This window comes from Paenibacillus amylolyticus, assembly GCF_001570725.1.
GTDB lineage: Bacteria > Bacillota > Bacilli > Paenibacillales > Paenibacillaceae > Paenibacillus > Paenibacillus amylolyticus_A.
Genome location: NZ_BCNV01000001.1, coordinates 2,833,947 through 2,855,464, shown reverse-complemented (window position 1 = coordinate 2,855,464; position 21,518 = coordinate 2,833,947). Strand labels below are relative to the sequence as shown.

Sequence of the window (21,518 nt, the reverse complement as noted above, 5' to 3'; positions counted from 1 at the left end):
TATAAAAAGGAACGATGTCTACGGACACAGGTATGAGTCGCATTTCCTCGGCATACAGTACAACAATGAGATGTATGCCCAAGGAGGAGAAATAACCGTATGATTGATCCGATTTTGCAAGCTCCGAATGTTCCGTTAGCTGCCGATTCTAATGCGGTTGTCAATTATCAGAGGGATTCACGCAACTATATAACCCAGTTGTTTGGAGAACAGCTGCCGACCATTGCAAATGGTTTCTTCAACGTGTACTTAAGCAAAGGAATTATTGTGCAGCCGCACTGGCACACCAATGTCACGGAGATGGTTGTGGTCATCACCGGTGAAATTACAGCGTCAGTATTCAACCCTTTTACACGTGAACGATTGACATACCGTCTGAAACCAGGTCAGGTTGTGGTATTTCCGAAAGGCTGGTTTCACTGGTTTGTGGCTGAGACAGATGATGTATATGTATTAACTATCTTTGATCAACCAACGCCTGATATTGTGTTTGGAGCGGATTTCTTGGCAGCTACACCGCCGGAGGTGGCTCACCGCGCGTACTGTTTGGATGAAGAGGCATATGCCAGAGCCGTTGCATCCATTAAAAATGATGCCATTCTGGGCCCTCCAATAGGGTGTGATACTGCTGTTTCTGACCTGTCTACCCAACCATCCAATGCATCCAAACCAACCAAAGGATCTAAAGACTAGGGACAATTCCTCTCTAATAAAATAGAACCATTCAAGCCTGCAACTGGAACTTATTCGGTTGTGGGCTTATTCTATGCGTTAACACCTATACAATTCTCTGTTAATATAGTTGTAACATCGATGAAAATGGGGGATACCGACCATGGCAATGTCCGAAACAGAAATGCTTGAAACTGCAATGAGTTTTGCACCTGTATTGATGTTTGACCGGAACGAACCCTTTTATCCTGATTTTGTTGGCGTTTCTGTGCTGGATCGTTCAGGACCATCGCCTTCGTTCAAGAGGGATATTCAATTCCCGGCTGAAGCAGTTCAATATGTAATTGAGTTTGCGATCTGGTGGGATTATGAGATTGGTCATCTGTATGAGATGGAACATGTGTGGATATATGTGGGTCATGACGGTGAAGTTGTGGACTGTGAAGCCAGCTTTCATGGTAAAGTGCTGCGGGGGTTGCTGAAGGATCGAGTTAATGTGGTTGGACGTCATGTATGTCTGTATTCACAGCCTGGCAAGCATGCTTTCTCACCGCTGCCAGTTGTGTTTGAATTATTGCCAGACTTATATAGTGCTGCCGGTACCAAAGCCGGATGTGATGGGTTACTCGTGAATGATTTATTCCGTGGGTATTTTGAAACGAATGAGCAGATTGATGCACAAGTAATGACTTATCTGCAGACCAAGGCGTTCGTGCCTTCCATGGCGTTCGAAGAGTATCTGTTGGAACCGGAAATGTTTATGACTTGGGACCAGTTGTTTCACATTATTCCACAGCGGATTAAGGACCGCCTAGTCGAACTGGAGCAGTTGTACGGCACGTAGCTTTATTCATGCTAATCCATAGAATTGATACGTATTTAATCAAACTCACCTTATGTGGGTTTGATTTTTTTGTATGTCAAAGGCATTAGTTAAAGTTGCAAATTATTAGACTTAAGTCATGGGTTGAACTGTGAATATATGAAAATAAGGCATCAATTTTTAACGAATTATAATCTTCGTTAGTCTGAAGAACTACAAGAGTGTATCTTACCAAATCATAAAAATGAAGTCGTACATTTTGCTAGCGTTATGTCTAATAAATCATATGTAATATGATTGAAAAATATCTGAATTTCGTATATGTGAAAATGTTGATTTCAATAAACAGGTAATTAGTTATTTACTTAATAAAAAAGTAGAAACTTAATATCTAAAATAAAAATTCGTAATAGTGCAAATTTATAGAATTAAAAATTCCCTATTCAGTTTTGATATATTTCTGTCGAAATAAATCGTAAGTTGTCTGGAGCGCGACCTAGAGAAGGGTTTACCAAGCGTTATATACATAACTGGACACTACGATGCCTAGGAGGAGATTACATGAAGTGGTTTGGAAATTTGAAAACAGCAACAAAGATTATCTCAGCGTTTTTAATTGTGTCGATGATCCTTGCGGCCCTTGGAATCTACTCAGTGGTTACATTAAGAAGTACGAACGAACGGATGCAAGAGATGTACAACAACAATCTGATCTCGGTTCGAGAGCTCTCTTCTGCTCAGGTTGAATATCAGAGATTGCGGGTTAACGTACGTGATTTGAATTACGAAACGGTAGCAGCAGAACAAACCAGAGTTACAGAAAGTATTGCCACGATTCGTCAATCCATGGAGGAGCGACTTGCTACGTACCGTCCTCTTGCCACTACCCCGGAAGAAACGGAATTGCTTCGTAGATTAGATACCCAATATACAAGCTATATGAAAATTTATGATCAAGGTGTCACTATGGCGTTATCAAATGATGATGCGGCGTTTATTACATTCCTGAAAGGGACATTGAAACCCCCTGGTGATGAGGTTGTAAAAACGCTCGCGGACCTGGTGAATCTCAATGTAACGTTGGCAGATCAGGCCAACACGAAGTCTGAAGAAGCCTACACAACTGCCTTTGCAGTAACCATTGTTATGGTAGTTGCATCCGTACTCTTCAGTATCCTTATTGGATATATCATCTCTCGCTCCATTTCGAAGCCACTCATGGCTATGCTGGGTCTGGCTACGGAAGTTGCCGGCGGAAATCTGACCCTCAAGTCAGACATCTCCAGTAAAGATGAAGTGGGTCAACTCGCAGCGGCACTGAATCGTATGGTCGACAACCTGAAAGACTTAATCAACAATATCGTGATGAACTCCCAAAGTGTCGCCGCTTCTTCGGAACAGATCTCAGCTAGCACACAGGAAATTGCAAGTACCAGCACAAGCCAATCCAGCGAGGCAGGAAACATCTCCGAATTGTTCAAGGAGCTTTCACTGGCTATTAACTCTGTTGCTGCAAGTGCGGAAGAAGCTGCCGAACTGTCCAATGATACCGTGAAAACTGCTCGTGAAGGTGGACTTGTTGTACAGACATCATTGGAAGGTATGCAAGCTGTTAATACGAAAATGACCAAGCTTGAAGATGATTCCCGTAAAATTGGTGACATCATTGAAGTGATTGACGATATCGCTGAACAGACCAATCTGCTTGCGCTGAATGCAGCCATTGAAGCGGCACGTGCCGGAGAACAAGGACGAGGATTCGCCGTAGTCGCAGATGAAGTCCGGAAGCTTGCAGAGCGAAGCGGTGAGGCGACCAAAGAAATTACAGCCATCATCAAAGCAATGCAGGAAAACACGAGACAAAGCGTCCAGGCTGTAGCCGCCAGTGTTGAGCAGTCTTCCATGACAGGACAGGCGTTTGATCAGATCATTGATATGGTCAATAACTCTTCACAGAAAGTAAACGAAATTGCAGCTGCATGTGAAGAAGAAGCCGCTCAAGCCGCAGAGGTCATGAGTTCAGTTGAATCCATCTCGGCCTCCAGTGAGGAATCCGCAGCAGCGTCGGAAGAGACAGCGGCAACATGCCAGTCTCTGGCACATCTGGCGGAAGAGCTGGCGAATTCGGCAGCTGCCTTCAAAACTAATTAATTAAATCGAATTGAGGGTGAATCGATGTCTTCACTTCAGAAAGAACAATATATTGAACTGTCTGTAGGTGCAGAGACTTGCGCCATTCGAATCGAAGAAATTCACGAAATTATTAAAATGCTGAGCATCACAGATATCCCATTTAGCCGTCCAGAGATCAAAGGGGTAGTCAATCTGCGTGGCAAGGTTGTATGTGTGATGAGCCTTCGTAATCTGCTGGGTATGCCGGATGAACCGGACACCAGAGCGACTCGTATTATCGTAGTTCGACATCAGGATGAATATATTGGTTTAATCGTGGATCGCGTGAACAAGGTAACCACATATTCGGAAATACATCCGCCAACCGGAGGTTATGGTCGTAACCGTGAAGGGTTTTTCCATGGTGTCGGTCAACAGGAAGACAAGCTTGTGGGCATTTTGAAACTGGACGAAATATTGGGCGGTTAGGGAGGAATACACGAATGATGGATTTGTCTGCCTACCGTGACATCTTTATCGAAGAACTGAATGATCAACTGGAACGTATGGATCAGTCTTTGCTGGCTTTGGAGCGTTCTCCTTCTGTAGAGCTGGTTCAGACACTGTTTCGCGCAGCCCATACCATCAAGGGATCGGCATCCACAATGGATTTCCGTGAATTAAGCGACCTCACGCATGAAGTGGAGTATGCTCTTGAATGGGTCCGGGAGAAAAAACCGGAGATGACTTCGAAGCTAATTGATACATTGTTCCGCTCTTTGGACGCCATGAAGGTGCTTCGGGATCAGTATATCCGTGGGGAAGCCTATGCAGATTTTAGGGCGGTAGTACGAGAAATAAAGGATTTAATTCAGAACCCGGCAGTAGTCGGGAAACTTAAAGTTCCTCAATTGCAACCAGCAGAATCGATTGTGGCACAGGTGGCTGTCGTGTCAGGCAAGCAGTTATTGTCCATTCACATTGTGCTGGAGCAGAAGTGTATGATGAAAGCAGCCAGGTATCATATTTTGCGGCAACGCATTGAGGACATCTGTGGTACGGTTGTCGCTACTTCACTCATGGAGAAACAATCGGACGCGGAGAATGAAGACGATCATTATAGTCAGTTCATCATCATCACGGCTACTTCAAAGGACCCACAGCAGCTTAATGCAGAGCTGTCTTCAGACTCGGATATTCATGTGCTGGAGATTGATCCCTATATGCTGGAATCCAATGAGATTGCTGCGACTTCTGCGCCAGTTGAATTAATCTCTGAAAAAGAGCAAACGAAAGCAAGCGTGACTACCGCAGCTACATCTGGTCCGGAAGAGAAAGTGAAAACGGCTCAACCTACGGTTCGTGTGAGTGTTGAACGTCTGGACCATTTGATGAACCTGGTTGGAGAGCTTTTAATTGATCAGACATCCCTCGCAGATCTTAGTGGATCGGGTGCACGCAAGGAACCTTCCTCACTCATTCAGAGCATAAGTGGTGTTTCCGATCATATGGGCAGGGTGATCAAAGAACTTCAAGAAGGTGTCATGAAGACACGTATGTTACCCATTGATCAACTATTCAGCCGTTTCCCGAGATTGGTTCGTGACCTTTCGCAGAAACTGGGTAAAGATCTGGAACTGGTCATTCAAGGTGGAGAGACGGAGCTTGACCGGATGATTATTGAAGAATTGAGTGACCCGCTGATCCATCTCATCCGCAACAGTGCGGATCATGGCATTGAAAGTGTAGAGGTTCGAGCAGAGCACGGCAAGCCGTCCAAAGGCCGTATTACCTTAACCTCATTTCACGAAGAAAATCATGTCGTCATTCGTTATTCAGATGATGGCAAAGGCATCGATGGTGAGAAGATCAAGGCTTCCGCTTTGGGCAAAGGTATTATTAGTGAGGAACAGGCTGCGCGCCTAACAACACAGGAAGCTGTGCATCTCATATTTGAGCCTGGTTTCTCAACAGCTTCTTCTGTCAGTGAAGTATCAGGACGCGGCGTTGGAATGGACATCGTGCGAAGTCAGATCGGACGACTCAATGGTATCATTGATATTGATACGGAGGTTGGTGTGGGAACCACGTTTACGATTCGTCTACCCCTTACATTGGCAATTATTAAAGGTCTGTTAGTCAAAGTATCGGGTCGTGTATTGATCTTGCCGATGTACAACGTCGCAGAGATTGTTCGAATTTCACCTGAGGATATTCAGATGATCCAAGGGCAACAAGCGATTCTGAATCATGGTCGTATTGTACCCTTTCACAGACTGTGTGATAAATTGAATTATCCACGAACGGACCGCAAATCCAAAACCATTCCACTCGTGATCGTGCGTTCCGTGGACAAAATTGCAGCATACGCAGTAGATGAGATCATTGGGAATCAGGAAGTTGTGATTAAAACACTGGGTACGTATCTGGGTGCGATGAATCATCTGTCTGGCGCAACGATTCTGGGGAATGGTAAGGTTGCCCTGATATTGGACGCTTCCTATTTGGTGAGTCATTAATCGTTGGATAGGTATTATGCAGGCCTAAGAGCCTCATCATCCATAACTGGATGGTGGGGCTCTTCGTTATACCTTTTGACATGGTGGCCAACTTAGGCTTTAAAAATGAGATCCATAAAACGGTTGGCTGCCAGAGAAATCGGCATATTGCGTTTGGTCATGATCCCCACATGGGAAGGGGGAAGTGGGACATCAAGCTGAATCTCGAAGAGAGAACCTTCCTCCAGCTCTTTGGAGATAAATTCACGTGTAACATAGGAAATACCCAGTCCCCGACGTGCAAATTCAATCAGCAGATCAACGCTACCGACCTCAATCTCAGGCTTCAACGTGTAATTATAGCTGTTAAACAACTCCGTTATAGCCATCCGAACTCGGCTGTTCCGGGAGAAGAGGATCAGTTGATGCTCAAGAAGCATCTCAAGCGTCATGACCTTACCTTTTAACTGAGCATAACGTTCCCCAGCTACAAAGCAGTCTTTCAACTGAATGCTTTCTCTGACTTCCAGCTGTGGATCAACAATGGGCATGCGAACAACGCCAAGATCAATCTTGCCTTCTTTCAGAAACGTAATGACTTCGGGCGTGGTTCCGTGGCTCAGATGCAGCTTGATGTTAGGGTATAAGGTATGGAATTCCTCCAGATACGCCAACATGTAATGCTTAAATAAGGAGTCACTGCCACCGATCCTCAATTCACCATTGTCGAGGTTCTTCAGTGCGGCCATTTTTTCTTCCGCAAGCGAGATCAGAATCTGGGATTGTTCAATATAGGAGTATAGACTGACACCTTCCTGTGTCAACGCTACACCCTTGGAATTTCGATAAAACAAAGTAAGACCAAAGCTCTCTTCCAACTGCTTGATGGCATGACTGACGCTGGGTTGAGTGATATACAGTGCTTTCGCAGCCTGTGTCAAACTGCCCGTTTTGGCGGCCCAATAAAAGACTTTATATAGTTCGTAATTTGTAGTCATAGATATGGTCTATAGCTCCTGTGAAATATATTAATTACTTGTATGGCTATAAAACGTATTATAGTGTAACTACAACAAAGAAACCAGAGTTACTTGGAAGGAGAACGGTGAGATGGAACCAACTACCATTGTTTTATTTGGTGCTACTGGCGATTTAGCCAAAAGAAAAATATATCCTGCCTTATATAACTTATATCTTGAGCAGAAGCTTCCTGAAACCTTCTCATTGATTGGTTTGGGGCGTAGAGAGTGGTCTGATGAATTCTTTCAGGCACAAGTGGAAAAATCATTAAATGAATTTTCCAGACGCCAAGCTGATCCTGAAGTTGTGAAGTCATTTGTGAAAGCTTTCCGCTACAGTGTATTGAATATAAGTCATAAGGAAGATTATATAAAGCTGTTGGGATTAGTTGAACAAAGAGAAGCTGAGCTTGGCATTCCGTCCAATCGCTTGTTCTATCTCTCGGTTGGTCCGGAATTCTTCGAACCGATTGCTGAGAATATTCAAGAAAGTGGGCTGGGTTCCACAGAGGGCTGGAAACGTCTTGTTATCGAGAAGCCATTTGGTCACGATCTACAGTCCGCAAGAGACCTCAATTGCAAATTAAGCGAATCCTTCACGGAAGAAGAGATTTATCGGATTGACCATTACTTGGGCAAACCGATGGTACAACGTCTGGAGACGTTGCATCAGAGTAACCCAATCATGAAGGCGTTATGGAACAACCGTTACATCTCCAACGTGCAAATTACGGCGAATGAGACTGTAGGTGTCGAAGAACGTGCATCCTATTATGATCATGTAGGTGCAGTGCGAGACATGTTCCAGAATCATATGCTGCAATTGCTCATGATGATGGCGATTCAGCTTCCATACAACAGTTCTTCCGAAAAGGTTGGATTGAAGAAAAAGCACATCATGGAATCGATCCAGCCATTGCAAAAGCAGACTGTGGGTGCAAACATCATCCGTGGACAGTATGCAGCAGGCAACATTCAAGGCCAACCGGTTAATGCTTATGCTGCTGAACCGGGTGTAGCGGAGAATACGATGAATGACACGTTCATTGCTGCCAAATTGCAAATTGATGATTTCTTCTGGCGTGGTGTTCCGTTTTACATTCGCACGGGTAAAAGAATGAAGGAGAAATCAACACGTATCGTGATTGAATTCAAAGAACCTTCAGGCCAGACGAATGTCCTGAAAAACAAAGGTTCCAAGCCAAACCTGCTCGTCATTGAGATGAGTCCGGATCAGAGCATGACATTGCAACTGAATGCAAGTGATCCTGAGAATAAAGGTGAATTCAAACCGGTTCATATCGATCTTTCTCCGGATAAAGGTGACCTCGCAGAAGCTTACGAGAATCTAATTCGTGATGCTTTGCTGGGTGATCCAACATTCTTTGCTCACTGGGATGAAGTAGAATTGTCCTGGGCTTGGGTACAACCAATTCTGGACGCATTCCAGGAAAATCTGTTGCCACTTCACCTGTATCCTGCGGGCAGCTATGGACCTGCTGAATCGGATGCTATGCTTGAAGCTGAAGGCCACCACTGGTGGTTTGATGAGCCGGCGGATCAGCAGTCTGTTGTTGCAAGTAGCACACCCTTGGCGGTTAATGCCAATCTCTAAACCATAATAAAAATATCTGGAGGTAATTCAATCATGAAATTTTTTATCGATACAGCTAACGTGGAAGATATCCAAAAAGCATACAAAATCGGCGTATTGTCTGGCGTAACGACGAACCCTTCTTTGGTAGCCAAAGAAGGTGTGAAATTCGAAGATCGTATCGAAGAAATCCTGCGTTTGGTACCTGAAGTTGAGTCCGTTTCTGCGGAAGTAACACCAGATGCCCTTACTGCTGAAGAAATGATCGCGCAAGCAGAAGAATTGATCAAAATTAACAACAGTGACAAAAACATCACGATCAAATTGCCAATGACACTTGCAGGACTTGAAGCTTGCCGTTACTTGACCAAAAAAGGCGTGAAAACCAATGTAACGTTGATCTTCACTGTGAACCAGGCGCTTCTGGCTGCTCGTGCTGGTGCAACATATGTATCTCCATTCCTGGGACGTCTTGATGATATCTCCGAAGATGGCGTACAATTGGTTACCAAAATTGCTGAATTGTTCCGCACACATAACCTGGATGCTCAGATTATTGCGGCTTCCGTAAGACATCCGGATCACGTTACACGTGTAGCGATGGCTGGAGCACATATTGCAACTGTACCATTCTCCGTTATTGAGCAGATCTCCAAACACCCGCTGACGGATCAAGGTATGGACAAATTTGCAGCTGACTGGAAAAAAACAGTACAATAATCACTGAATATTTATTCGTTTCAACTTACTATAAACCTATATAAATAATGGAGCATTGGGAGGACATAATGAGTAAACAACAGATTGGTGTTATTGGATTGGCAGTAATGGGTAAAAACCTGGCTTTGAATATTGAAAGCAAAGGTTTCTCGGTAGCGGTATTTAACCGTTCCCCGGAGAAAACGAACGATCTTCTGAAAGAAGCAGAAGGTAAAAACCTGACAGGCGCGTTCACCATTGAAGAATTCGTAGAATCCCTGGAGTCTCCGCGTAAAATTCTGATTATGGTGCAAGCAGGTAAAGCGACAGATGCAACCATTGAGCAACTGCTTCCTCATCTGGATCAGGGGGACATCATTATCGACGGAGGTAATGCTTACTTCCCTGACACACAACGTCGCAGTAAAGAGCTGGAAGAAAAAGGTTTCCGCTTCATCGGCGCAGGTGTATCTGGTGGTGAAGAAGGCGCACTGAAAGGCCCGGCTATCATGCCAGGCGGTCAGGAAAGTGCTTATCAGTTGGTAGAACCGATCCTGACAGCGATCTCCGCCAAAGTTGGCGATGACGCTTGCAGCACTTATATCGGACCAGACGGTGCCGGACACTATGTAAAAATGGTGCATAACGGTATCGAGTACGGAGACATGCAGTTGATTGGTGAAGCTTACCACTTGCTCAAATCCGTATTGAACGTTTCCGTTGAAGAGTTGCATGAGATCTTCACGGAGTGGAATCAAGGGGAGCTGGACAGCTACCTGATCGAAATCACAGCAGATATCTTCTCCAAATACGATCCTGAGACGGGTAAACCAATGGTTGACGTTATTCTGGACGCGGCTGGACAAAAAGGAACAGGTAAATGGACAAGCCAAAGCGCGCTGGATCTCGGCGTACCATTGTCCATGATCACGGAATCCGTATTCTCCCGTTTCCTGTCTGCCATGAAGGACGAGCGTGTAGCAGCTAGCAAAATCCTTAATGGACCAGCAACTGAAGCATTCTCTGGCGACAAAAAAGCGTTCATCGAGAACGTTCGTAAAGCGCTGTTTGCAAGTAAAATCGTATCCTACGCTCAAGGATTTGCACAAATGCGTGCAGCTTCCGATGAGTATGGTTGGGATCTGAAATATGGCAACATTGCCATGATCTTCCGCGGCGGCTGCATCATCCGTTCGCAGTTCCTGCAAAACATCAAAGAAGCGTATGACAAAGATGCAGCACTGAAAAACCTGCTCTTGGATCCATACTTCCAAAACATCGTTGAGTCTTATCAAGGTGCATGGCGTGAAGTTGTAGCGGCTGCTGTAAAACAAGGTATTCCGGTACCTGGATTCTCCAGCGCACTGTCTTACTACGACAGCTACCGTACGGAGCGTTTGCCAGCCAACTTGCTGCAAGCACAACGTGACTACTTCGGTGCTCACACATTCAAACGTGTGGACAAAGAAGGTTCATTCCACTTCCAGTGGATGGACACTAACGAGTAATATCCGTTCCGAATATATAGCATTCTTGCAGTCATTCATGAATTTAACTTCATGGTACCTGCAAGGGTGCTTTTTCTCGTTAATGGTTCGAATTTGAATATTATCAAATTGTAATAAAATGTACGAATCTGGGTATGGCAAACAGATGATCTGACCCTTCAACTACGTTATACTTGTTCAGACGGACCTACATCCGTGATGAAAATTCAGAATACAACTTATTGACGTGGAGGTTAGACCGGGCATGTTTGTATTAGCGGGTATATTGTTTTTGGTCGTATACGGTTTATTAGTGTTCTACATAGGCTGGAGCGGGTGGAGTTGGATGAAACCTGTCGTGTCCGCCAGATTCCGGTGGTTTTATATCATAGCGCTTGTATTCCTTGCCGTTTCCTTCATTTTGGCACGAGTATTTGGAAGCATTTCGTTTCTTAGTATCATCGGTTCCTACTGGCTGGCGATCTTCTCGTTGTTATTGCTGATCTTGCCAGTCATTCACTTGACGATGTGGCTACTGAGATTAACCCGCATTCCTAGACATCACACACAGAAATGGGCAGGAGTCGTTACACTGGTGCTGTTGGTGTCCACAATGGGTTATGGAATCTTCAACGCCTATAGCCCGGTAGTGAGAACTTATAACATTCAGATTGATAAAAAAGTAGAAGGTGTGGACAAGCTTAATATTGTCATGGCTGCCGATATGCACTTCGGACTTCTATCTGGCCCTGCACATGCCAAACGAATGGTGGAGGAAATTAATGCTCTGAAGCCGGATCTGGTGCTGTATCCGGGAGATATTATTGATGACAATTTGGATATGTATCTTAATAGCGGAATTGCCGACATTATTAGAGATATTCAGGCTCCGTACGGCGTTTATGCTTCTCTCGGGAATCACGACAAGTTCGATGGTCCGATTGAAGATCTGATTGCTGCGCTGGAGAAGAGCAACATGCAAGTTTTGTACGATGACAAGATCGTCTTGGATGACAAGATCACCCTCATTGGACGGAAAGACCGGACAGAGAAGGATCGTGCAGAAGTAGCCACATTAATGCAAGATACGGACTTGAGTCAACCAGTACTTATGATGGATCACCAGCCATATGATCTGGATATTGCGGAGCAAAACAATGTAGATCTAGTCGTATCTGGTCACACCCACCGTGGTCAGATCGCACCGGCTCAGTTCATCACACAGGCTATTTACGAGAATGATTGGGGTTATCTGCAAAAGGGCTCCATGCACTCCATCGTAACGTCGGGATTTGGCTTCTGGGGACCTCCGATTCGCACAAGCAGTCGTTCGGAGATTGTACAGATTAATGTGACGTTCCAACAATAATAGAGAGGGCCCTTCGAGAGAAGGGTCTTTTTTTGTTCAAAGCAAGTGATGAGTTGTTGGATGACGCCGTTTGAAACTGCATCAACATGTGAATATTAAAACATATGTGCCCTGAAACGTGGAAGCTTAGGAAAATGACGCATGTAAGGGAATGAAGTGGAATAGCAGTAGCAGTAATTTTGGTTGACACCGTTTTCAGGTTATGATAAATTAGATCCGAGGCTTGTTACCGGTAATGCGGGCAAAACCACTATGGAAATGATTTTATTATTTCTATTTTGGTTTTGCCCTTTTTTAATCCTCAAAAAAAACCAGGTGGGTCCAGAATGATTATTAAACAGATATTTAATAACAATATTGTCAGTACCGTGGATGACAAAAATCAGGAACTACTGATCCTCGGCCGGGGTATCGGATTTAAGTTCAAAGCAGGCGATGAGATTGATGAAGAGCGGATTGAGAAGGTATTCCGTCTTCAGGATACATCGATCTATGAGAAATTTAAATCCATCGTAGCTGAAGTGCCTATTGAGATTCTGCAGGCAACAGATGATATTGTGACACTGGCACGAACGCAACTGAACAAAACCATCAGTGACGGGATATATGTCTCGCTGTCGGATCACATTCACTTTGCAGTTCAACGCTTGGAAAAAGGAATGATTACTCGTAATCCACTTTCTTGGGAAGTTCAGCACTTCTATAAGGCGGAGTACGATGTGGCCAGAGAAGCACTGACCTTGCTGAAGGAAAGACTGGATATTGAGTTCCCCAAAGATGAAATCTGTAATATTGCTTTGCATTTCATCAATGCGGAAGTCAATGATTCCATGAACGATGTCACTCATCTGATGCAGCTGTTGCAGGAGATTATGAATATCATCAAATATCACTTCAACGTCGAATTGGATGAAGATAGCGTCAACTATTTCCGCTTCATTACCCATTTGAAATATTTCTGTCAGCGTGTCATTACCCATTCTTCACATGATGATGCCGAGGAGTATTTATATGAAGTGGTTCGGAAAAACTATACGGAGACATTCAAATGTATTGGCAAGATCGAGACTTTTATCCATAAGAATTATCAGTATGACATGACTCACTCTGAGCAGTTATATCTAACGCTCCATCTGGAACGTCTGATGAAAACCAAGCGGGACGTATAAAGTTCGCGCAATAGAATGAAATCACAACTGGATATCCTATGGGCTTGTTACTGTTCAATCAGGCAATACCCGAATGAGATGGCGCCATCAATGTGCGCTGTATTCGTTCGGGTATTTTTTATTGGAAAAATGAGGAGGAAAATATCATGAAACATCAGGAAACGGCACAGGAAATCATCAAAGCCGTTGGGGGAACAAACAATATTAACTCGGTGTATCACTGTGTTACTCGACTACGCTTTGATTTGAAGAATAACGATAAAGTCGATAATGGCTCACTCAAGAAATTGGATAAGGTCATGGGAACAAATATTTCCGGCGATCAATTCCAAGTCATTATCGGTAATGACGTGGCAAAAGTATTCGACGCTATGGTGAAGGAACATCCGGCAATCCAGCAAACTACAGAAAATAAAGAGCCAAAGTCAGATAAAAAACAAAATGTCGTGCTGAAAATTTTTGAAACAATCGCAGGTGTCTTTGCTCCGATGCTCCCAGCGATTACAGCAGCAGGTATGCTCAAAGGGTTACTCGCTCTGTTCGTATCCTTAGGTTGGATGTCTGCTGGAACGGATACGTATCGTATTCTTTCAGCCATTGGTGACGGTGTATTCCACTACCTGCCTTTACTGATTGCAGTCAGCGCTGCTCGTAAATTCGGCAGTAACCCGTTTGTTGCAATTGCACTAGGTACGGCACTGATGTATCCAGACATGACAGCATTGCTATCTAGCGGTGAATCGGTTGGATTTTTGGGAATTCCGGTTACGGCTGTAAGTTATGCTTCATCGGTTATTCCGATTCTTCTTGCAGTATGGTTGATGTCCTATGTTGAGAAATGGGTTGACCGCGTTATTCCTGCTGCACTCAAGCTATTGCTTGTGCCACTGATTACCTTGCTTGTGATGGTTCCGGTAACGCTGATTGCGATCGGTCCATTGGGTACGTTTGTTGGTAGCGGATTGTCCGGCGGCATCAACTGGCTGCTGAATGAAGGCGGATTGATTGCAGGTATTGTTCTTGGCGGCGCGATGGCGCTCATTATTATGACAGGAATGCACTATGCACTTGTGCCGATCATCCTGAGTAATATCGCTACACTGGGCTTTGATAAATTCTTGCCATTGACCTTTATCTCCAATATGGGTCAGGCTGGTGCAACACTCGGCGTATTCTTCCGGGCAAAAGATAAAAAACTCAAAACCGTGGCATTGTCAACGAGCTTCACCGCACTTATGGGTGTAACGGAGCCAGCGATGTACGGCGTAAACATGAAATACAAAAAACCATTTGCCGCAGCCATGATTGGTAGTGCAGTGGGTGGCGGATTCGCCCTTGCTTTTGGCGCGAAAGCGTATGTGCTTGCGGGTAACGGTGGTCTCCCAGGACTTCCTTCCCTGATCGGACAGACCTTCTGGTATTCCTTTGTGGGTATGATTTTGGCCTTTATTGTGGGTGCGATCATGTCTACGATATTTGGTATCAAAGAAGAAGAAGGAGACGCTGAGGCGTTGGCTCAATTCTCACCAGGCGCTTCTTCGGCACCAGCGAAAGCAGCTTCCAGCGATGCTGCAAGCGTGAACGTGGACGACATGGGCGCTCCAGAACCAACGAGTGATGCAGTAGCCGTTGCACCGATGACAGGTAAGTCGATCCCGCTCAAAGAAGTCAATGATCCGACATTCGGTGATGAATTGATGGGTAAAGGTGTAGCATTTGTTCCAACGGTAGGCGAATTGGTTTCTCCAGTGACAGGTACCATCATGAATGTGTTCAAAACGAAACATGCGATCGTTGTCCGTAGTGATAACGGAATGGAATTGCTGATTCATGTTGGAATTAACACAGTGAAGCTGCGTGGACAGTATTTCGATGCACATGTTGCTACAGGAGCACGTGTACAGGCTGGAGACAAGTTACTTACTTTTGAATTGGACGAGATTGCAAAGGAATACGACATTACAACTGCTATGGTTGTTACCAATACGGCTGATTACAAGGAGGTTTTGCCTGTGAAATTGGGTGAAATCACGATGGGTGAAGACGTATTGAAAGCTGAAATCTAAACGGTCTGTCTTAGGACTAACAATATCAACAAAAGAAGGAGAGATTCGAATGATTAATCGACAAGGGTTTCCGGAAGGTTTTCTATGGGGCGGCGCTATTGCCGCCAATCAGGCTGAAGGTGGATTCGACGCTGGTGGCAAAGGATGGTCGACGGCTGACATGGTTCCTTATTTTGAGAAAAAGGATTACACCAACCTTAGAGAACTGATGCATGTTACCAGTGCAACGGTTGAGAAAGCCATGGCACATCACAGTGCAGAAGGTTATCCGAAACGTTACGGGATTGATTTTTACCACCGTTTCAAAGAGGATATTGCGCTGTTCGCTGAGCTGGGCTTCAAGACATTCCGTCTGTCCATCAACTGGCCGCGTATTTTCCCGAATGGTTATGATGCCGAGCCGAATGAAGAAGGATTGCGTTTCTATGACGAAGTGTTCGATGAACTCCGTAAATACGATATTGAACCGCTTGTAACACTCTCACATTATGAGATGCCTATGGCGCTTGTCCTGAAATATAACGGCTGGGCTGGCCGCGAAGTGATTGGACATTTTGTAAGATATGCCGAGACAGTGATGAACCGATACAAGGACAAAGTAAAATACTGGTTGACGTTTAATGAGATTAACACAACGATTATTGAACCGTTCACAGGTGGCGGTATTATTGAAGACCGAGTTGAGAACACGATGCAGGCTTCTTATCAGGCACTTCATCATCAATTTGTAGCCAGCAGTTTGGTAACTGAAAAAGCGCGTCAGATTAACCCGAACTTCCAGATCGGATGTATGCTTGCGCGTATGATTCACTACCCAGCGACGTCGAAGCCAGAGGATGTGCTACAAGCACAGATCGATAACCAACTGAACCTGCTGCATACGGATGTACAAGTTCGTGGTAGTTATCCAACGTTCATGGCTCGGTACTGGGCAGAGAACGGGATTACCATTGCCATGGAACCGGGGGATGAACAGATCCTGCGTGAGCATACGGTTGACTTCATCTCGTTCAGTTATTACACATCCTTGGTGTCCGCAGTGAACCCAGAGGAATATGGAGTAACTGGAGGCAACCTGTACAGTACGATCAAGAACCCGAATCTGGAGCGTACCGAGTGGGGCTGGCAGCTTGATCCGATCGGTCTGCGTGTTGCATTGAAAGAGCTGTATGACCGTTATCAACTGCCATTGTTTGTGGTGGAGAACGGCCTTGGTGCCAAAGATACCGTTGAAGCAGACGGTTCCATCAACGATGATTACCGTATTGATTATCTGAGAAAACATATCACACAAATGAAAGAAGCCGTTATGGATGGTGTGGACCTGATGGGATATACCAACTGGGGAGCAATTGATATCATCAGTGCATCCACTTCGGAAATGTCCAAGCGTTATGGCGTAATCTACGTGGATCAGGATGACAACGGACAAGGCACATTGAATCGGTATAAGAAAAAAAGCTTTGGCTGGTACCAAAAAGTCATTGCCTCAAATGGCGAGAACTTGGAATAGATCAACTATATAGGCACCCCGGGCGCAGCTGGTATTGAGGCGCCGGGGCGCCTTTTTACTATAATCTCGCAGGAATTCATCAACACTATTGCATTGTAATGTAAAAAGGATGACTTCATAACATTCTGGATGGTATACTGTGATCGTATTGGGGGAGGGATAACCATGAAGAAGCCTATTATTGCTGTAGATATGGATGACACGATATGTCATCTGGTCAAGCGGGCTATATATCACAACAACCTCAACTTCCCGACCCATCCGTTGCGCTATGAGGATATGATTCATTGGGATACATCCCATTTGCGACATCCTGAGAGCACACATGATGTATTTTATGGTCGGCCGGGTCTGTTCGAGGAATTGGAGTTATACGACGAGTATGTAGTAGATGAGATGCGAAAGCTGAACGATGCTTATGATGTCATTGTCGTTACGGCAGCAGAACCAAGAACAGTCGTTGAGAAATGGAACTGGCTTCAGCAGCATATGCCTTTTATAACCGCAGAACAGTTTATTACATGCAAAAGAAAAAATCTGCTCGGTTTCGATCTGCTCATTGATGATGGAGCACATAATTTGATTCCAGCGCATGAGGATGGCAAGAAAGTCATTTGTATCCCGCATCCATGGAATATACAGGAGCGTGAACGATACAACTTTCCGTTGATGTCTTCATGGAAAGAGGCCAAGGCCTACATAGATGAAGTATTACAGGTTGTTGGTGTCTGAAAGTAAATCTTATTGTCCAGAGTGCTGTGCTCTGGATTTTTTGCGATAGGCGAGAGGTGTTTCGCCTGTTATTTTTTTGAATGCAGCATAGAATGAATCCATGTCCCGATATCCGACTAGCTCGGCAATCAGGCTGACTTTGTGCAGTGAACTCTTAAGCAGTTCACAGCTTTTTTGTATACGGAGATGTTGCAGGTGGGCGCTAAAGGTCTGTCCGGTATGCCGAAGAAACATTCGTCCAATGTGCTTTTCGCTCCAGCCTGATACACGGACCAGATCAGATATTCGGACCCGGTCGCTTACGTGTTGTTTGAGATAGTGAAGAATGTACTCAAAATCGGTGGAATGAATCGCTTCATCCTGAACCTCTTGATAAAGTTGTCTGTAGGTCATCAATACTAACTGGCTCACCAGAGTGTATAACATGGTAGACGAACCGATTCCCGGAACGGAGGATTCACGGTACAGCTTCACCATGAGTTCTTCAATCCGGTCGTTGTGATCCACAACGGATATATAAGGAACTTGATTTTGTGCCAGGTCCATTAGATGTTGAATGATTTCTTTTTCCTGAATGATGGCAGTCAGCGTGTTGATCAATCCAGCATTAAAGAGGCAATTATATATAATTAACGGATGCTCGGATACATTGGTGCTCACAGGACGGAAAACATGAGGAATGCCGACGGGAATGACAAACAGCATGCCCTTCGTCACCGGAATGACATCTTCACCGATATGATGAAAACCCTTTCCTTCGGCAACATAGCTATACTCAATAAAATCATGTGCGTGAAAAGGAAGCACAAAATCTTCAGAGCATCGATTGACGAAAAGCTGCAGATGATTATGCAGGAAGTACTCACTTTTCATGAGTTGTACAGATGAATTCACAAGCAACCTCCTCACACAGATGGCTGAATTACCGGATGAAATAGTCCTGATTACCGGGTATTTACGGCAACAGGCTCGATATAATTATATCGTAACCCCGAATGGGAAGCCAAGATGGAAAGGACGATTTGCTAATGTTCAACGTTAGTCACCTTCGCTGTGAGTATAAAATCAATCCGATAGGCATCGATGTAAAATTACCGAGAATAAGCTGGCAGTTGCAGTCCGATCGTCGGAACTGCATGCAATCCGCTTACCAGATTCAGCTGTCTTTGACGGAAGATTTTGATGGGATTGCATGGGATTCTGGCGAGATAAGCACGGATCAATCCATACATGTGGAATTAAACCATTTTCAGCCTGCTCCGCGAACGCGATATTACTACCGGATTCGGGCATGGGATGATGCAGGAAGTGATTCGGGCTGGTCCGAAACGGCTTATTTCGAGATGGGACTTATGGACAGTCATAACAAGTGGCAAGCAGAATGGATCACAGCTCAACCATCAGATGATGATGGAGACACGTCATGTCCGCGTATGCGCAAGCAGTTTAATGTGAAACAATCGATTACGTCTGCCAGAATATATGTAACAGCACTTGGATTATACGAGTTGCATATAAACAACACAAGAGTAGGAGAAGATTATTTTACACCTGGCTGGACCTCTTATCGTAAGCGATTACAATATCAAACCTATGATGTTACTCACATGCTCCAACATGGACAGAATACTTTAGGTGCTATTCTGGGAGATGGCTGGTACCGAGGGTATCTTGGCTGGAACAAAGAACGAGAAATATTCGGTTCAACATCCGCACTGCTGCTGGAATTGCAGATAAAATACGCAGATGGTTCGGAGGAATCTATTTTATCTAACGGGGATTGGACGGCAGCTCCAAGTGCCATTCGCATGTCGGACATTTATATGGGCGAGACGTATGATGCACGAATGGAGTCCGATTGGGCGGATTCATCTCAGGCGAGTTGGTTACCCGTGAACGTACTGGAACATCCGAAAGATATCATCGTTGCACAGGAGAACGTACCCGTCACCCAAGTTGAACAGCTACAGCCAATTGACTTGCTGACAACTCCACAGGGAGATCGTGTAATAGACATGGGGCAGAATATGGTGGGATGGGTGAAGTTCAGCATTCAAGGTAAGGAGGATCAGACGGTTGAGCTGCACCATGCTGAGATCTTGGATCAGGAAGGCAACTTCTACACCGATAATCTTCGCGCCGCCGAGCAGTGTATTCGCTACACTTGCAAGGGGGAAGGAGTAGAAACGTTTGAACCGCATTTTTCATTCCAAGGCTTTCGATATGTGAAGCTGGTTGGCTTTCCGGAACACGTTCGTCTGGAAGAATTTACCGGAATCGTACTGCACTCGAATATGGAGCAAACAGGTCAATTCTCATGCTCCAGTCCACTGGTGAACCAACTGCATCACAATATATTGTGGGGGCAAAAGGGGAATTTCCTGGATGTGCCGACAGACTGTCCACAGAGGGATGAACGGCTCGGATGGACGGGTGATGCACAGATGTTCGTCCGCACGTCTTCCTACCTGATGAACACGGCTCCCTTCTTCACCAAATGGCTACGGGATCTGGAAGCGGATCAGGGAGAAGATGGCGGTATTCCGTTCTTCGTTCCGGATCTGAGAAGTTCCACGTCAGAAGGATGGGGTGACACCAGTCATTCCTCCGCCGCTTGGGGTGATGCAGCCGTCATCTGTCCATGGACCATCTATGAGATGTATGGGGATGCGAGATTGCTGGCTGAGCAATATGGGAGCATGCAACGTTGGATTGAGTACATTCACGTGCAGGGTGACAACCCGTATCTGTGGAACACGGGATTCCACTTTGGCGATTGGCTGGGACTGGATTCCAAGCCCGATAGTTATGTCGGCGCAACGGACACGGACTACGTGGCGACTGCATTCTATGCCTATTCGGTTTCGTTAACTCAAAAGGCTGCTGAGGCACTTGGAAAGACAGACGATTCTGAATATTACAAGCAGCTGCATACAAACATTGTTCATGCGTTTCGAAATGAATTCGTGACGCCAGCCGGCAAAATTGCTGTTCCTACGCAAACAGCGCATGTTCTTGCGCTCCAATTTGACCTGCTGGACGCGACTGCCCGAACTCGTGCTGTCGAACAGTTGGCAAAACTCGTGAAAGAGGCGGGCAATCATCTTACTACAGGTTTCGTGGGCACACCCTATCTGAATCCGGTGCTGAGTGATGCAGGTCTTCACGACCTGGCATATACATTACTTTTTCAAGAGGATTACCCGTCCTGGCTGTATCAGGTGACTCAAGGGGCAACGACTGTTTGGGAACATTGGGATGGGATCAAAGAGGATGGCAGTCTCTGGAGTGCGGATATGAACTCATTTAACCACTATGCGTACGGAGCGATTGGGGAATGGCTGTATCGTTATGTTGCTGGCATTCGGTCCGATGAACATCAGCCAGGATTCCGATTGGTGCATATCGAGCCGCAACCTGGACCAGGACTGGACTGGGTAGAAGCGAGTTTGGAGACGATGTATGGTCAAGTTGCTTCAAGCTGGCATCGGCTGGCGGAGGGTGAAATGGAGATTCGGGTGCATATTCCCACCAACACGAGAGGTACGGTACGTCTTCCTGGAGCAGGTGCACAGATCGTTCTGGAGCAAGGGAAACCGTTGGATCAGATAAGTGGAGTTCAAGATATTCAAAACATTGGAGACGATGTTGAAGTCACACTGGGATCTGGAAGTTACCAATTTACGTACAAAGACAAGGATGCGAAAAAGGATCGGGATGTTCAGGAGACTGCATTGACAGAGTCCGTATAATGATAGAATAAGC

16 protein-coding genes are annotated in these 21,518 nt (G+C 45.2%); 14 read left to right on the top strand and 2 right to left on the bottom strand.

Annotation, left to right across the window (positions count from 1 at the left end; all coding sequences use genetic code 11):
* Positions 1-99 precede the first annotated feature (99 nt).
* The 5 genes from PAHA3_RS12615 (at position 100) to PAHA3_RS12595 (ending at position 6,126) form a co-directional block, all read left to right on the top strand.
* Entirely contained in the window at positions 100-693 is a 594-nt protein-coding gene (locus PAHA3_RS12615; protein WP_062835050.1) for a cupin domain-containing protein, read from the top strand.
* A 142-nt stretch (positions 694-835) separates the two neighbouring features.
* Positions 836-1,516 (top strand): hypothetical protein, encoded by a 681-nt coding sequence (locus PAHA3_RS12610; protein WP_062835049.1) that lies wholly within the window; start codon positions 836-838, stop codon positions 1,514-1,516.
* Between the two features lie 540 nt (positions 1,517-2,056).
* Positions 2,057-3,646 (top strand): methyl-accepting chemotaxis protein, encoded by a 1,590-nt coding sequence (locus tag PAHA3_RS12605; protein ID WP_062835048.1) that lies wholly within the window; start codon positions 2,057-2,059, stop codon positions 3,644-3,646.
* 24 nt (positions 3,647-3,670) lie between these two features.
* A complete protein-coding gene (locus PAHA3_RS12600; RefSeq protein WP_062835047.1) occupies positions 3,671-4,096 on the top strand; it encodes a chemotaxis protein CheW in 426 nt (141 codons plus the stop codon).
* Between the two features lie 14 nt (positions 4,097-4,110).
* Positions 4,111-6,126 carry a chemotaxis protein CheA gene (locus PAHA3_RS12595; protein WP_062835046.1) on the top strand — a complete coding sequence of 672 codons (2,016 nt, stop codon included), beginning with the start codon at positions 4,111-4,113 and terminating at the stop codon, positions 6,124-6,126.
* A gap of 92 nt (positions 6,127-6,218) precedes the next feature.
* On the opposite strand, the gene PAHA3_RS12590 is transcribed toward PAHA3_RS12595, so the two are convergent.
* Positions 6,219-7,103, bottom strand: a complete 885-nt coding sequence (locus tag PAHA3_RS12590) for a LysR family transcriptional regulator (protein ID WP_062835045.1) — start codon at positions 7,101-7,103, stop codon at positions 6,219-6,221.
* 112 nt (positions 7,104-7,215) lie between these two features.
* Here PAHA3_RS12590 and zwf point away from each other — a divergent pair, with 112 nt between their 5' ends.
* The 8 genes from zwf (at position 7,216) to PAHA3_RS12550 (ending at position 17,753) form a co-directional block, all read left to right on the top strand.
* The gene (zwf, locus tag PAHA3_RS12585) at positions 7,216-8,739 is read left to right on the top strand and encodes a glucose-6-phosphate dehydrogenase (RefSeq protein WP_062835044.1); all 1,524 of its coding nucleotides are present in this window, start codon (positions 7,216-7,218) and stop codon (positions 8,737-8,739) included.
* Between the two features lie 33 nt (positions 8,740-8,772).
* Positions 8,773-9,438, top strand: a complete 666-nt coding sequence (gene fsa / locus PAHA3_RS12580; protein WP_062835043.1) for a fructose-6-phosphate aldolase — start codon at positions 8,773-8,775, stop codon at positions 9,436-9,438.
* Positions 9,439-9,506: 68 nt separating this feature from the next.
* Complete coding sequence (gene gndA, locus PAHA3_RS12575) at positions 9,507-10,925, top strand: NADP-dependent phosphogluconate dehydrogenase (protein WP_062835042.1); 1,419 nt, start codon at positions 9,507-9,509, stop codon at positions 10,923-10,925.
* A gap of 244 nt (positions 10,926-11,169) precedes the next feature.
* A complete protein-coding gene (locus PAHA3_RS12570) occupies positions 11,170-12,273 on the top strand; it encodes a metallophosphoesterase (RefSeq protein ID WP_062835041.1) in 1,104 nt (367 codons plus the stop codon).
* 326 nt (positions 12,274-12,599) lie between these two features.
* Positions 12,600-13,442, top strand: coding sequence for a BglG family transcription antiterminator LicT (gene licT / locus PAHA3_RS12565; RefSeq protein ID WP_062835040.1), 843 nt, complete (start codon positions 12,600-12,602; stop codon positions 13,440-13,442).
* Between the two features lie 146 nt (positions 13,443-13,588).
* Complete coding sequence (locus PAHA3_RS12560; RefSeq protein WP_062835039.1) at positions 13,589-15,508, top strand: beta-glucoside-specific PTS transporter subunit IIABC; 1,920 nt, start codon at positions 13,589-13,591, stop codon at positions 15,506-15,508.
* A gap of 49 nt (positions 15,509-15,557) precedes the next feature.
* The gene (locus PAHA3_RS12555; protein WP_017687861.1) at positions 15,558-17,021 is read left to right on the top strand and encodes a glycoside hydrolase family 1 protein; all 1,464 of its coding nucleotides are present in this window, start codon (positions 15,558-15,560) and stop codon (positions 17,019-17,021) included.
* Between the two features lie 165 nt (positions 17,022-17,186).
* Positions 17,187-17,753 (top strand): 5' nucleotidase, NT5C type, encoded by a 567-nt coding sequence (locus PAHA3_RS12550; protein ID WP_036613472.1) that lies wholly within the window; start codon positions 17,187-17,189, stop codon positions 17,751-17,753.
* 9 nt (positions 17,754-17,762) lie between these two features.
* Here the strand turns inward: PAHA3_RS12550 and PAHA3_RS12545 are convergent, their stop codons facing one another.
* The gene (locus PAHA3_RS12545) at positions 17,763-18,647 is read right to left on the bottom strand and encodes an AraC family transcriptional regulator (RefSeq protein ID WP_062835038.1); all 885 of its coding nucleotides are present in this window, start codon (positions 18,645-18,647) and stop codon (positions 17,763-17,765) included.
* Between the two features lie 101 nt (positions 18,648-18,748).
* Here PAHA3_RS12545 and PAHA3_RS12540 point away from each other — a divergent pair, with 101 nt between their 5' ends.
* Entirely contained in the window at positions 18,749-21,505 is a 2,757-nt protein-coding gene (locus tag PAHA3_RS12540) for a family 78 glycoside hydrolase catalytic domain (RefSeq protein ID WP_442756979.1), read from the top strand.
* The last annotated feature ends 13 nt before the right edge of the window (positions 21,506-21,518 follow it).